The organism is Salipiger thiooxidans (genome assembly GCF_900102075.1).
GTDB lineage: Bacteria > Pseudomonadota > Alphaproteobacteria > Rhodobacterales > Rhodobacteraceae > Salipiger > Salipiger thiooxidans.
Genome location: NZ_FNAV01000041.1, coordinates 1 through 13,857 on the forward strand (window position 1 = coordinate 1; position 13,857 = coordinate 13,857).

Consider the following 13,857-nt stretch of genomic DNA (forward strand, 5'->3'; position numbering starts at 1 on the left):
ATGGAGAGGTGCGGGACCCGCGTTGTCGCTTCGCGAAACGCTACATCCCGCTGACCAAACCAACGAAAAGCCACCGCGCAGCGGTGGTTTTTCCTTGGTTTGGTGGTCATAGCGCGAGCAAAACACCCGGATCCATTCCGAACCCGGCCGTTAAGTGCCGTCGCGCCGATGGTACTGCGTCTCAAGACGTGGGAGAGTAGGTCACCGCCAAACCTAGCAAAAACCACCCGTATCTCTCTAAACGACACATACCAAACCACCCTGTCGCGGGATGGAGCAGCCCGGTAGCTCGTCAGGCTCATAACCTGAAGGTCGTAGGTTCAAATCCTACTCCCGCAACCATCGTTTCCGACAAAGCCCTCGCCATCCGCGGGGGCTTCGTCGTATCCGCATCCCCCAACGCCAGAATACCCGCCAGATCGCCGCTGAGCTCGATCCTGTGGCCATCGGGCGCGTCCGCTGCTGGAACCATCCGGATCTCGGAGATCAGGCTGCGCATCGCCTCGGCGGCCGGGATCCGAACTGCGGGGTCTGACAGGCATTGACTAGATCGCCGATCTTCTGACGGTAGAGATCGCCGAGGCTCGGGTTCACCCTCAGGACGGCCGGCTCCGGCGCCTCCGCAACCTGGGTTGCCAGAGGGCCGACATCGTGCCGCCGAGGCCGATGTGCATTTCGTTGATCTCGCCCTCGGCCTTGGTTACGACCGACACATCGAGGAAGCTCATGCGCTTGTGCAGGGCCGCGATATGTTCCTGATCGCGCGACAGACGGTCGAGCGCCTCCGCGACGATGATGTCGAACTGGCCATTCATCGCGGCTTGCTGCATCGCCTGGAAACCGGGGCGGAGGTGCGAGGCGCCGCTCATGGCTTCATCCGTGAAAACTTCCACCACTCGCCAGCCGCGATCGGCGCAGAGCGACCGGCCCACGCGGACCTGGTCCGTGATCGACGCGGCAGATTGCAGGTCGCTCGAGTAGCGCGCGTAGATGGCGGCGCGGACAGGTGCATCTGGTCTCCTTTGGGTCGGAGGCTGCCATCTCCTCGCGCACGGCCTGCTGTGCGAGCAAACGGACGAGATGGCGCAGCGCGGGATGAAACGGCTCTGGCGGTTCGCAAACGTCGGTACGAGACGACGTAGGTTCCAGGGGCGCCGCTGCGGACGGCGTCTCCTCTGGATCTGCGTGTCTTGCCCGTTCCCGTGCCATTGGCCGAGTTCTCCCGATCCCCCGCCGGTAAGTGCTGCGGGAGGTGCATGATGGTGATGAACTGTCCGGGACCTGCCCCGGTTGCTGTTGTCATCATCATATCGCGGGCGCACGGGCAGGGTCGCCTGCCACGAGAGGGCGACGAGGGGCGTTTGGTCGGGATTATGTGGAAAACTCAGGGGCGAGACATGCGGGGGCAGCGTGGTGGCGAGACTAGACGCCCGGGCAGCGCGCGGGTTCGGTTGGTCAAGATATTTCCTGAAGGGAGTTCTCCATAATGCGGCAGGCACGGGCGGATTTGATGCAGGATGGGGCGACCTTTGCCCGATGTTTGCGATTTGATTTTGTGCCACCTGGATCTCGGAGCCCCTGCCATTGCGCATGCCCGTGGGCGATGATGGCCGCACGAGGCGAAGTTTGCGAATATCCTTTGCGCAAACCGGGGGCGCGCCCTGCGCCATCGCTGCGACTTTGCGAATTCCTTTATGGCAAAACGGCGCTCCGGGCGATGTGATCGCCGCTGGAACAGGGGAGCGCGCCAGGAGGACGCGCTCCCCTGTCCATGCTCCTACTTGGATGGAGCTCCGTTCAGGTCTGCCTCTGCGAGGTCCACCGGCTGCAGTCCCGAGAGCCAGGGACGAAGATCGGCCTCCTGAAGTTCGCGGTGCTCGACGAGATGTGCGGCCAACCTCTCGAGCAGATCGCGATGCGGGGCGAGCAGGGCGCGCGCGCGGCGCTCGAACTGGTCGAGTTTGACGCGAAGACGGTCGGCATCATCCGGGACCAAGCGCTGCATGTTCGCCGGGCCAAGCCAGCCGTTGCCGTTGACGCCGAGCCCGAACTCCCGGTCAAACTGCAACTGGAGCGCAGAGGCTTGTGCAAGATCGCTTTCGACGCTGCCGCCTGTGCCCGCGCTGATCGAGCCGCGAGCCAGGCGCTCGGCAGCACGCCCGCCCATAATGATCGTAAGTTCATGCTCGAACTCAAGGGGCGTGCCCTCGTGGATTGCGGAGCCGCGGGACGTGGATCCGCCGTCGCGGGACAGCGGCATCCGGCGGACAGGTCCCGCGCGCAGGAGTGTCGCGACAATGGCGTGTCCGCACTCATGGATCGCGATCCGGCGATCAAAGCCCTCGGGTGCTGGTGGACGATCCGCCATCAGCGTCAAGACGGTCAGCGGCTGGCGCGACCGCAGCGCCCGCGCTTTTGCCGCGCGCAATGTCGCATCAATCATCGCTGGCGTCTCGCCCGCATAGGCCTGCGCGAGCGTGACAAGTTCTGTCTCCTCCATCTCTGGCAAGGACAGTTGCAGCATGTGCCGGATCTGGGCTTGCGTCGGGCGCGTCAGGGTGTGATGCAGATCAAACCGGCCGGGTCTGAGAAATGCCGGATCCAGGGCATCCCGGTGGTTCGTCGCACCGATCAACAGAACGCCTTCGCTGCGCCGGAGCGCGTCGATCTCTTGCAGAAATTGGTTGATGACCTGCCTGCGATAGTTCGCGGAATGCCTGTCCTGGCTTTCGCGCGAACCGGTTGCGTCGATCTCCTCGATGAACAACACGGCGGGCCGCTTCGCTGCTGCTGCAGCAAAAGTCCGGCGCATCTCGCGCAGCATGTCGCCAAGGTGGCCCGCACTTTGCACGTTCCGAAGGATCCTTCGACGAGCGGGACGCCGGCCGAGGCGGCAATGGCGCGAGCCAGCACGCTCTTGCCGCTCCCGGCTTCGCCGTGGAGAAGAAGGGATGAATTGATCTCGCTCCATTGCGCTTCGCAGCGGCGCCATGGGGTCAGGTCCGCCACGAGATCTGTGGCTGCCCGGTGAGCCGCTGTATCGCCGCCGATCTGCGCCAGCGCCATGTCACCTGAGCCGGTGTCGTCCGGTGCTTGAAACTTTGCTAGCGCCCGCGCCACTGCTGCGGCATCGGGCTCTCGCAGAGCCGTGAAGAGGCTGAGCGGGTCGAGGTCTGCCAAGGCCGCATCGCTCGGCAGAAGCGGACGGATAGGGGGACCAAAGGGCGGTAGTGGGCTTCGGTGCTGGTGGTCACCTAAACCGACATGCGCAATCAGGGCGTGTCTTCATATGCGGGCAATCAAAAGCGACAGCCCTGTTCACCCGCACTGACACTAACCGACAAAGGAGTCAGATTGCCTTTCGTCGCAAGGATGGGCCTGATAGTTCAATGCGATGCGCGGCGCTGGTCAGTCGATCAAGGATCGCATCCGCGATCGTCGGGTTATCAATGAAGGCATGCCAGTTTTCGACTGGCAGCTGGCCGCAAACGATGGTCGCGCGTTCACCGATACGATCATCCAGAAGCTCCAGAAGATCGTGCTTGCCCATGGCCTTGAGCTTGCTAACGCCAAAGTCATCGAGGATGAGGAGGTCAGCTCGTTTATACTGCGCGCGCAGCTTTGCCGTCGTGCCCTCAATGTGCGCAATTTCGAATTCCTCCAGAAGGCGGGACACCATCCGGTACGATACGCTGATGCCGTTCCGCACGGCCTGCATCCCCAAGCAACACCCAAGCCAGGTTTTCCCCGTTCCGCTTTTGCCAGTGATCAACACATTCTGGTGCCTGCCAATCCAGTCACAGCTCAACAAGCGTGTCGTGAGCGACTTGTCCAGGTTCCTGTCGCTTCCATAGGTCAACTCCTCCGGATGGGCCTGTACCCGCAACTTGGCGGCGCGAAGAAGTCGGTCCTTCCGCGCATTCTGACGATGAAGCTCCTCAGCACCGACCAGCATCGCCAGCCGGTCTTCGAAGGCCATGTCCGCCTGTTGGGGTGTTTCTGCCTGCTGGCGCAGAGCTTCCCGCATGCCTCTCAGTTTAAGATTGAGGTGGTCCCCCTTTCCCGGACAGTTTTGCGGCGCTGCTAAGCTTGCCTGGTGATCATGCTGCCGCCTTGAGGCCGGGGCCCTGATGGGCCTCGACCGGTGTTCTGCCGCCGAGTACCGAGTGCGGGCGCTCGGTGTTGTAGAAGGTCATCCACTTTCCGATGCCTGCCCGGGCCGCAGACCCGGTTTCGAAGGCATGGAGGTAGACGCACTCGTATTTCAGCGACCGCCATAGCCGTTCGATCATGAGGTTGTCCATCCAGCGTCCTCGACCGTCCATGGAGACCTTCACCGTCGCGTCCAGCAAGGGCTGCGTGAAGCGCGGGCTGGTGAACTGGCTGCCCTGATCCGTGTTGAAGATCTCGGGCCATCCGTGAAGCCGAAAGGCATCCTCAGCGCTTCAATGCAGAACTCGGTGTCCGTCCGGCATGGGCCTCGGACCCATGGCGGCCTCATGCCGAACTGTTTGACAGCCGCCAGGACAGCACTCGGCGTGTCGCCCAGTCCATGATCGCCACGAGGTAGAGGAAGCCGCGCCGCATGGGAATGTAGGTGATGTCCGCGCACCAGACCTGGTTCGGGCGCTCGATCACCTAATCCCTGAGGAGACGAGCCTTTTGCGCCATTGGTTCAAGCACAATGGCGAGTGATACTTGCGGTGCTCCGGGTGGGGCACCGTCGTGCGCGGCGGCTGGTAGACAGCGCGCAGCCCCATCCTCGCCATCAGCCGCCGGATGCGCTTGCGCCCGACGCAGTAGCCCTGGTTGCGCAGGTGCCTCGCCATTTGGCGACGGCCGTAGAAAGGCGTCTCCATGAACTGCGCATCGATCAGCTTCATCAACGCCAGGTTCAGCGGGCTCTCGGACTTGCCCGGGCCATACCATGCCGACCGGCTGACCCCGATCAGCGCGCATTGCCGGGTGATCGACAGCACGGGGTGCTTCGGCTCGATCATCTCTCGCCTCCGGGACACGCTCACCGTCCGGAGGCTTTGACTAAAAAATCCCGCTCCACCACGAGTTGGCCAATCTTGGCGTGCAGCTTCTCGATCTCGCCCTCCTTCTCGGCCGCCTTCGCCTCGGCCTTGCCGGAGAAGATTCCGGACATGCCCTCGAGCGCCTGCCGCTTCCAGGTGTTGATGAGGGTCTGATGCACGCCGTGCTTTGCCACCAGTTCGGCGACCGTCAACTCACCTCGGATAGCCTCAAGCGCCACCTTCGCCTTGAACTCGGCGACGTAGTTCTTTCGTTTGCCAGCCACGCTGTTCTTCCTCGTCTTCGTTGGCGGCAAGCTTAGCAGGGTGTCCAGTTTTCGGGGACCATCTCACGGATCGAGCAGACACCTCACACATGGCCATTGGCCGCTTACTTCGGCTTGTAACAGACGATCTGAACTGGCTGGGTTCTGCGCTCCGCGATGTTCCGTGCAGCGTTCCTTACGATCTGCGGTGCGCTGACGTCGCCCAGACCATGTTCGGTAAGAGCAAAGAATGCGCCGGGCTTGAGTACCCGGAAAGCTTCTCCCAAAAAGAGGTCGCGGTTAGGCACGTTCATTGTAACGTGCTGCGTGTATCCGCCGTCGAATGTCTCACTGGAATAAGGGAGTTTCTGACCGTCGCCGTGGCGAAACACTACCATGCCCTCCATCCCGACAAGCTCAGAAAGTTTGTTGCCAGCGTCCACGAATGGAGCCGTTATGTCGAGACCATCAACATGACAGCGAAATCGTTTGGCCAGGTATCTGGCTGGGCCACCAATTCCGCAGCCTATATCCACGAGCCGGTCGCCCTCTTTGATCGGAAGGGCATCTGCCAGTTCTACGGTCGCCGGGAAGCCCGTGGCAGGGAAATGGTCGACCGGGGCTAGCTCCTCGATCGTCACGGTCTCAGGGTCGATCCCCGCGCGCTCCATGGCTTCCGGAATACGACCAAAGACGTCACCCTTGCCCCAGTGATCCGAAATAGCCTGTACTTCTGCCATGCGCCGCTCTCCGATTTCATCGGACAACAGTATCACAATCCACGTCATCCCCTAAGGCTGCCGACCGAAGACCGATTCGACCTCGGAGCGGTCCATGCCGCGACGCAGCAGGTCGTGCGCCTGCCAGACAGCGGCGGCGGTCTCTCCCGACCCGGAGCCGACCTTCGCAACAGGCGGATGGTATGATCGGTCCATGGCCCAATGCTGATGCTTCGACGGCCATGGCCCTCCGACGGCTTTCTTCGGGACAGGCAGCCCCACGCACCATTACACCGACTTATCGTCCAATAGAAGCTGACGGGCGATCAGCTTCGCCTCATGCAAGTGCTCGGTCACGGCCGCGAGCGCAGCGTCGGGATCGCGGCCGATAATCGCCGTACAGATCGCCTGCATATGCGCAGGCCCCGGAATTTCCCGATTGTCACTGGTCAGGGTCAGGATACGCAGACGAGAGATACGACCATTCAGCCTCTGCACGATTTCCCATGCGATGTTATGCTGAGCGCCCTCGAAGATCAGCGCATAGAATTTCGTTGCAGCCTTGAATAGCGCGCCCGGGGCCTGATCTTGCCCGGCGCTCTGCAGATCGGCCAAGGCCACTTTCAGCCGCCGTTCCAGATCCGGCGTCATGTTGCGTGCGCAAGCCATGGCGGCATCCGTCTCAAGCTTCAGACGGATGTCGTAAATCTGCTGTGCATCCTCCCAACTCATCTCCGCAACCATCGGCCCACGGTTCGGGACATGGGTCACCAGGCCCTCGGCATCGAGGTAGCGCAATGTCTCGCGCACCACCGTACGAGAGACGCCAAGTTGCTCGCACAGCACCCTTTCGACCAGGCGGTCGCCCGGCTTGAAGACCCCACCAATGATGGCGTCCCGGAGCCTCTCCAAGACAACATCCCGCAGCGTGGTCGGCTGCTGCTCAATTCTGCTTAGCACAATCTCTGACATGCGTACTGGATATCAGCCTCTGCTGCTCCCAACAAGATTGTTTGTACGATTGTATTACGGTAGTCCATCTTACAGACAGCCGATTCGTCATGGACTGGAGACCTGAATGCCTGCTGAAATCCGAAAGACCCTGCTGCATGTTGAAACGACACGGATCGAAGGCGGAAAGGCCGCGCCCGTGCCCCTGAAGATGATCGCCGCCGTGGCGGTGATCCGGAATCCATGGGCAGGTCAGGGTTTTGTCGAAGATCTGCGGCCTGCCATTCTCGATGCTGCGCCCGGCCTTGGCGCATTGCTGACGGAAATGGTGCTTGAGGCCGCCGGGGGCGGCGACAAGGTGGAAGGCTACGGCAAGGCGGCCATCGTCGGCGTCAACGGCGAGGTCGAGCACGCCTCTGGCCTGATCCACACCCTGCGTTTCGGCAACCACTACCGCGAAGCGGTCGGAGCCAAGTCCTACCTGGCCTTCACCAACACCCGTGGCCCGGCCAATGCATCGTTGCAAATTCCGCTGATGGACAAAAACGACGGCGGCCGGCGCAGCCACTACCTGACCATCCAGCTTTCGGTGGCAGATGCTCCCGGCCCCGACGAGATTGTCGTGGCCCTCGGCGCCTCCATCGGGGGCCGCCCGCATCACCGTATCGGCGACCGCTACCAGGACCTGAAGGAACTCGGGCATGACCTTGAAAACCCTGCCTCTGTCTGAGGACGGCACCCGGCTGTCCTACCGCGAGGCGGGAGAGGGCGCGCCGCTGGTCCTGATACACGGCGTTGGCATGCAGTCCGCCGCCTGGGCACCGCAGTTTCCCGCCCTGTCGCGGCGCTGCCGAGTGCTGGCGCTGGACATGCCCGGCCATGGCGGCAGCAGCCCGCTGGCCGTCGATGCCGAACTGCCCGACTTCGTGGCCTGGCTGGACCGCGCGCTCGGCGCGCTGGGTCTCGGCCTGGTCAGCCTGGCCGGCCATTCGATGGGTGCCCTGATCGCCGGCGGCTATGCCGTCACCCACTCCGAAAAGGTCGCCCGCGTGGCCCTGCTGAACGGTGTCTTCCGGCGCAGTCCAGAGGCCCGTGCCGCCGTCGAGGCCCGTGCCGCCGAACTGCATGCAGGTGATGTCGATATCGCAGCACCACTGCTGCGCTGGTTCGGCGAGGACCGCGGTCACCTTACCGCCCGCGAAAGCGTCGCGGGCTGGCTGGCCGAGGTCTCACCCCGGGGCTATGCCACCGCCTACGGTGCCTTCTCCCGCGGCGACGACATCTATGCCGACCGCTTCGCCGCGATCCGCTGCCCGCTGCTTGCCCTGACCGGCGACCAAGATCCGAACTCGACCCCCGCCATGGCGCGCGCCATGGCCGATGCCGCCCCAGAGGGACGCGCGCTGGTCATCGAGGGGCACCGCCACATGGTGAATCTGACCGCCCCGGATCGCGTCAGCCAAGCACTGATCGACTGGATGGAAACCCCCAGCACCGTCGAGGTCACCTCATGAGCACACTGCCCGCCTTCCAGCTCTATATCGACGGCAGCTTCCGCGATGCCGCCGCCAGTTTCGACAGCCTCGACCCAGCGACCGGACAGCCCTGGGCGCGGATGCCCGAGGCCCGCGCCGCGGAGGTCAACGAGGCCGTCGCCGCCGCCCGCCGCGCCTTCCATGGTGCCGAATGGGCCGGGCTGACCGCCGGACAGCGCGGCAAGCTGCTGCTGCGCCTCGCCGATCTGATCGAACAGAACGCCTCCCGCCTGGCCGAGCTGGAAACCCGTGACACCGGCAAGATCATCCGCGAGACTCGCGCCCAGATCGCCTATGTCGCCGAGTATTACCGCTACTATGCTGGCCTTGCCGACAAGATCGAGGGGGCGCATCTTCCGATCGACAAGCCTGACATGGAGGTCTGGCTGCGCCGCGAGCCACTTGGCGTCGTGGCTGCTGTCGTGCCGTGGAACTCTCAGCTGTTCCTGTCGGCAGTGAAGATCGGACCCGCCCTGGCCGCAGGATGCACCATGGTGTTGAAGGCCTCGGAAGATGGCCCAGCACCGATGCTGGAATTCGCCCGGATCTTCGATCAGGCAGGCTTCCCGGCTGGCGTGCTGAACGTGATCACCGGCTTCGGCCCCGATTGCGGCGCCATTCTTACCAGTCACCCCGACATTGACCACGTGGCCTTCACCGGCGGACCCGAGGCGGGGCGCCAAATCTTGCGCAACTCGGCCCAGAACCTGGCCTCGACTTCGCTTGAGCTGGGGGGCAAATCGCCCTTCATCGTCTTCGAAGATGCCGATCTGGACAGTGCCGTGAACGCTCAGATCTCGGGTATCTTCGCCGCCAGCGGTCAAAGTTGCGTTGCGGGCTCCCGGCTGCTGGTGCAGAACTCAATCCGCGCCGAGTTCCTGGACCGGCTGCGCCATAAGGCTGAGAAGATTGTTATCGGCGGCCCGCAGGACATGGCGACCGAGGTCGGACCGCTCTGCACCGCACGCCAGCGCGACAACGCCGCAGCGCTCTGTGACCGCTCGGTCGCGGCCGGGGCGACACTGGTCACGGGCGGCAAGCCGATCGACGGCACCGGCTACTACTTCCCGCCCACCGTCCTCGATTGCACCGAGGCCCCCGAAGCCCCCTGCCTGACGGAGGAATTCTTCGCTCCTGTCCTGTCCGCACAGGGTTTCGACACCGAGTCCGACGCGCTTCGCCTGGCCAACGACACGGACTACGGCCTGGCTTCGGGCGTCTTCACGCGGGACCTGACGCGGGCGCACCGCATGATCCGCGGCATCCGCGCCGGGGTGGTCTGGGTGAACACCTACCGCGCTGTCAGCCCCATGGCACCCTTTGGCGGGCACGGCCTGTCGGGACACGGCCGCGAGGGCGGGCTGGCTGCCGCGCTCGACTACACCAAAATCAAGACCGTCTGGCTGCGCACCAGCGACGCCCCCATCCCCGACCCCTTCGTGATGCGTTGAGCTTACCGAAGAAGTCTGACCGCTTGGAAAAGGAGATTGCTGACCGGAAACACCCCCTTCCGAAACGAACAGAGTTCGCCAGAAGAATGAGAACCAGCTTCAAACCAACAGGAATATGACAATGACCCGAACTCCCCGTACCCTTGCCCTGGCCGTGCTGACCTCGATGGGCCTTGCCGCCGCCGCTGCCGCACAGGATTGCGAAACCACCATCGACGCCTCCCTGCTGACCGAGGAAGGCAAGTTGACCATGGCGGTCAGTCCGACCCTGCCGCCGATGGCCTACGCTGAATCCGACGGCACGCTGAAGGGGTTGCGCGTCGAACTAGGCGTCGAAGTCGCCAAGCGTCTCTGCCTTGAGCCCGACTTCATCTCGACCGAATACGCGACCATGGTGCCCGGCCTCCAGGGCGGTCGCTGGGACGTGATCGATGCCGGGCTCTTTGTCACTCCGGCCCGCCTCGAGATCATGTACATGATTCCTTACGAGAATCTCGCCATCTCGATCTCGACCGCGACGGGCGACGACTCGATCAAGACCGTCGAGGACTTGGCCGGCAAGCGCGTCAGCACCGACATCGGCGGCTACGCGGAAGCCAAGATGCGTGAGCTGAACAAGGACTTCGCCGAGAAGGGCCTTGAGCAGATCGACATCGCACTCTTCGACAACTACGCGACGGTCTATCAGGCACTACGCGCCGGTCAGGTCGAAGCGGCTGTCTCGATCGACCCGGTTGCCAAGCTCTACAGCGAAAGCGGCGAATTCGCCCATGCTCTGGCAGGCCTCTACGCCACGCCTGGCTCGCTGGCCTTCGGCAGCACCGACATCGCCGCCCCCGTGACCAAGGTCATGCAGGAGATGAACGCCGACGGCTGGCTGCCCGAGCTGATGGCGCGCTACGGCGTCGGACAGGCCGGTGACGGCAGCATTGAGCTGAAGGGCCCCGGCCTCTGATCGGCCGCCTCTGACACATGTGAATTGGCGCCGCTGCCTCTGCGGCGGCGTCTGCCCTCTCCGGCGCAGCAAGCGCATCAGCTCACGAGGAGACGATCGTGAAAGGTTGGAACTGGGACGGGTTCTTCGAGTACCTGACCAACACATACATTCTTGAAGGCGCAGCCGTGACGCTGGGTCTGACCATTGCATCAATGACCCTTGGCGTCGTCGCCGGCTGTGTCGTGGCGCTGATGAGGATGAGCCCCTTCCGGGTTCTCAGCAATATCGCCTACTTCTATACATGGCTGATCCGCGGCACGCCTCTGCTGGTGCAGCTGATCATCATCTACACGGGCCTGCCCCAGATCGGCATCAAGTTCAGCGTGCTCGAAGCCACCCTGATCGGCCTGGTGATGAACGAGGCCGCGTACCTCTCCGAAATCATCCGTTCAGGCATCAGCTCGGTTCCCAAGGGCCAGAGCAACGCCGCCCGTGCCGTCGGCATGACCGATGTGCAGATGATGCGCTACGTCATAGCCCCGCAGGCCGCCCGGATCATCATCCCGCCGCTCGGCAACTCGGTGAACGGCTGCCTCAAGACCACCTCCATCGCCTCCATCATCTCAATGGAAGAGCTGCTGCGCCGCACCCAGGTCCTGATCCAGGAGAAGTTCATGGTGCTGGAACTCTTCGTTGTCGCCGCCCTCTACTACCTGCTGATGACCACCGCCTGGGACCTGATCCAGCGCCGGATCGAACGGCACTTCGGTCGTGGCTACGACATCAAGGCCGATGCGGCCGAACAACGCTGAGGAGAGACCATGCAACCGATGATCGTTCTCGAAGATGTCGACAAATGGTACGGCAAGAATTTCCAGGTCCTCAAGTCCTGCTCGCTGACCGTCTCGCCCGGTGAGGTGGTGGTGATCTGCGGCCCCTCGGGCTCGGGCAAGTCCACACTGATCAAATGCGTCAACGGGCTGGAGCCGGTCCAGGGCGGTCGCATCTCCGTCAAGGACATGGAGGTGACCGGACCAAGGACCAATCTTCCCAAGCTGCGCTCTCATGTGGGGATGGTTTTCCAGCACTTTGACCTGTTCCCGCACATGACGGTGACGGAGAACATCTGCATCGGCCAGACCCGTGTTCTGGGCCGCACCCAGGCCGAGGCCGAAGCCAAGACCGCAGCCCTGCTGGAGCGCGTCGGCATGTCCGACCATGCCCGCAAGTACCCGATCCAGCTGTCAGGCGGCCAGCAGCAGCGTATCGCCATCGCCCGCGCCCTTGCCATGGATCCGATCGCCATGCTCTTCGACGAGCCCACTTCGGCCCTTGATCCCGAGATGATCACCGAGGTTCTGGACGTCATGGTCGAGCTGGCCAAGGAAGGCATGACCATGATGGTCGTGACCCACGAGATGGGCTTTGCCCGCAAGGTCGCCGACCGCGTCGTCTTCATGGACGGCGGCGAGGTGGTCGAGGACACCCCCAAGGACGAGTTCTTTGCCTCCCCCAAGAGCCAGCGCGCCGTCGAATTCCTCTCGAAGATCCTGGACCACTGACATGATGCGTATCCTGACAACCGGCGATGTCCGAATGGCCCCCGGCATCAGCGCCGAGGCCGGCCCCATCCTCGCCGACCTCGGTGCCAAGCGCCCGCTGGTGGTGGTCGACCCCGTCGTCCACCAATTGGGTCTTGCGGACAAGATGCTGTCCGGGCTGCGCGACGCGGGCATGACGCCGCAGATATTCTCTGCCTTCTCACCCGATCCGACCGATGCCGAAGCCATGGACGCGGTCCAGATCGCCCGCTCGGTCGACGCGGATTGCGTCGTGGGCATCGGTGGCGGCAGCGCCATGGATGTCGCCAAGGCCGTGGCACTGCTCAGCGTCCAGACGGACAGCCTCCGCGCGCTCTCGGTGCCCCGCATCGTTGACCTGCCCGCGCTGCCTATCCTCTGCGTGCCGACCACCGCCGGCACAGGATCCGAGGTGACACGGGCGGCGGTGATCACCGACGCCACGACCCATGAAAAGCTGTTGCTGCTTGGTTCTTCGCTGCAACCGAAAGTGGCCCTTCTCGATGTCGAGCTGACGCTGAGCTGCCCCTACCGGGTCACGGTAGACAGCGGTCTCGATGCGCTCTCCCATGCGCTGGAAGCGCTGGTCAATCGCAATGCCACACCTTACTCCGACGGGCTGGCAACGCAGGCCATGCAGCTGATCGGCAAGAGCCTGGAAACTGCCGCCCGCGTCCCCGGGGATCATGCGGCGCGCTCCGACATGCTACTGGGTGCCTGCCTTGCCGGCATGGCCGTTTCGCATACCTCGACTGCGCTGATCCACGGCATGAGCCGCCCCATCGGGGCTGCCTTCCACGTGCCCCACGGCATGTCCAATGCAATGCTCATGCCACTGGTGACCGAGTGGTCCGCCGTGTCCGCTCCCCAAGCCTACGGCCGCGCTGCCAAGGCGATGGGTCTGGCCGAGGACCCGGCTGCGCTGATCGACGCGCTGAAAGTCCTAAACGCTCGCCTGGAAGTACCAAGCCTAGCGTCACTGGGGATTTCACAGGAAACCTTCAGAGCCGCCATCCCCGAAATGGCGCGTCAGGCAATCGCTTCTGGGACACCAGACAACAATCTCCGCCGAGCCGATGAAGCCCAAATTTCCGATCTCTACCTCACATTCCTCAAGAATGACGCGATCTCCTGATAAAAAGTCTATGATCCATACGCACTGAATACCGGCCGCCTTCACACAGCACCTAGACCCTCAGCTCGGCTGCTTTTGCACGTTCAGTTTTAAACCACTGGTGAAGCAGAGAACCGCTGGCCAGGCGCCAACTGCTAGGGCGTGTTGACAAAAGAGATTCACACTGCGCGGCAAGCGTGATTCAAGCTGGTATCTGCGATGGAGACCAGCTTGGCACGAGACCTGATGTCGAACGAGAAATGCGCGTTCTTTGAGCGTTTCATCC

At 63.2% G+C, this 13,857-nt stretch carries 13 protein-coding genes, 1 tRNA gene, 1 rRNA gene and 2 pseudogenes; 9 read left to right on the plus strand and 8 right to left on the minus strand.

Annotation, left to right across the window (positions count from 1 at the left end):
- Positions 1–98 precede the first annotated feature (98 nt).
- Together rrf and BLQ77_RS27140 are read left to right on the plus strand one after the other, a co-directional pair.
- Positions 99–213 (plus strand): 5S ribosomal RNA (rrf, locus tag BLQ77_RS27135).
- Positions 214–265: 52 nt separating this feature from the next.
- A tRNA-Met gene (locus tag BLQ77_RS27140) sits at positions 266–342 on the plus strand.
- A 254-nt stretch (positions 343–596) separates the two neighbouring features.
- On the opposite strand, the gene BLQ77_RS27145 is transcribed toward BLQ77_RS27140, so the two are convergent.
- From BLQ77_RS27145 to BLQ77_RS27170, 7 genes and pseudogenes are all read right to left on the minus strand, one after another.
- Complete coding sequence (locus BLQ77_RS27145; protein WP_311135908.1) at positions 597–1,670, minus strand: recombinase family protein; 1,074 nt, start codon at positions 1,668–1,670, stop codon at positions 597–599.
- A gap of 107 nt (positions 1,671–1,777) precedes the next feature.
- A complete protein-coding gene (locus BLQ77_RS27150) occupies positions 1,778–2,824 on the minus strand; it encodes an AAA family ATPase (RefSeq protein ID WP_165617230.1) in 1,047 nt (348 codons plus the stop codon).
- A 38-nt stretch (positions 2,825–2,862) separates the two neighbouring features.
- A pseudogene (locus BLQ77_RS29930) lies at positions 2,863–3,066 on the minus strand (AAA family ATPase); the annotation flags it as partial.
- Positions 3,067–3,349: 283 nt separating this feature from the next.
- Entirely contained in the window at positions 3,350–4,132 is a 783-nt protein-coding gene (gene istB, locus BLQ77_RS27155) for an IS21-like element helper ATPase IstB (RefSeq protein WP_311135909.1), read from the minus strand.
- Positions 4,101–5,305: pseudogene (locus BLQ77_RS27160) on the minus strand (IS3 family transposase). The gene istB and the pseudogene BLQ77_RS27160 overlap by 32 nt, the downstream one beginning before the upstream one ends.
- A gap of 104 nt (positions 5,306–5,409) precedes the next feature.
- Positions 5,410–6,024: a class I SAM-dependent methyltransferase gene (locus BLQ77_RS27165; RefSeq protein ID WP_089964200.1), complete on the minus strand. Its 615-nt coding sequence runs from the start codon at positions 6,022–6,024 to the stop codon at positions 5,410–5,412.
- 267 nt (positions 6,025–6,291) lie between these two features.
- Positions 6,292–6,975, minus strand: a complete 684-nt coding sequence (locus BLQ77_RS27170) for a GntR family transcriptional regulator (protein ID WP_040384827.1) — start codon at positions 6,973–6,975, stop codon at positions 6,292–6,294.
- A gap of 106 nt (positions 6,976–7,081) precedes the next feature.
- Here BLQ77_RS27170 and BLQ77_RS27175 point away from each other — a divergent pair, with 106 nt between their 5' ends.
- The 7 genes from BLQ77_RS27175 (at position 7,082) to BLQ77_RS27205 (ending at position 13,592) form a co-directional block, all read left to right on the plus strand.
- On the plus strand, positions 7,082–7,684 hold the full coding sequence (locus BLQ77_RS27175; protein ID WP_008887413.1) for an amino acid synthesis family protein: 603 nt from the start codon (positions 7,082–7,084) through the stop codon (positions 7,682–7,684).
- On the plus strand, positions 7,656–8,468 hold the full coding sequence (locus tag BLQ77_RS27180; RefSeq protein ID WP_089964196.1) for an alpha/beta fold hydrolase: 813 nt from the start codon (positions 7,656–7,658) through the stop codon (positions 8,466–8,468). Before BLQ77_RS27175 ends, BLQ77_RS27180 begins: the two co-directional genes overlap by 29 nt.
- The gene (locus BLQ77_RS27185; protein WP_242661890.1) at positions 8,465–9,940 is read left to right on the plus strand and encodes an aldehyde dehydrogenase; all 1,476 of its coding nucleotides are present in this window, start codon (positions 8,465–8,467) and stop codon (positions 9,938–9,940) included. The genes BLQ77_RS27180 and BLQ77_RS27185 overlap by 4 nt, the downstream gene beginning before the upstream one ends.
- A gap of 121 nt (positions 9,941–10,061) precedes the next feature.
- Complete coding sequence (locus BLQ77_RS27190; protein WP_008887562.1) at positions 10,062–10,895, plus strand: transporter substrate-binding domain-containing protein; 834 nt, start codon at positions 10,062–10,064, stop codon at positions 10,893–10,895.
- A 98-nt stretch (positions 10,896–10,993) separates the two neighbouring features.
- On the plus strand, positions 10,994–11,689 hold the full coding sequence (locus BLQ77_RS27195; protein ID WP_008887375.1) for an amino acid ABC transporter permease: 696 nt from the start codon (positions 10,994–10,996) through the stop codon (positions 11,687–11,689).
- A gap of 18 nt (positions 11,690–11,707) precedes the next feature.
- Positions 11,708–12,439, plus strand: a complete 732-nt coding sequence (locus tag BLQ77_RS27200) for an amino acid ABC transporter ATP-binding protein (RefSeq protein ID WP_089964197.1) — start codon at positions 11,708–11,710, stop codon at positions 12,437–12,439.
- 1 nt (position 12,440) lies between these two features.
- Positions 12,441–13,592 carry an iron-containing alcohol dehydrogenase gene (locus BLQ77_RS27205; RefSeq protein WP_089964198.1) on the plus strand — a complete coding sequence of 384 codons (1,152 nt, stop codon included), beginning with the start codon at positions 12,441–12,443 and terminating at the stop codon, positions 13,590–13,592.
- A gap of 60 nt (positions 13,593–13,652) precedes the next feature.
- Here BLQ77_RS27205 and BLQ77_RS29150 read toward each other — a convergent pair.
- On the minus strand, positions 13,653–13,857 hold a 205-nt coding region (locus BLQ77_RS29150), incomplete at its 5' end, for a hypothetical protein (protein ID WP_207545912.1).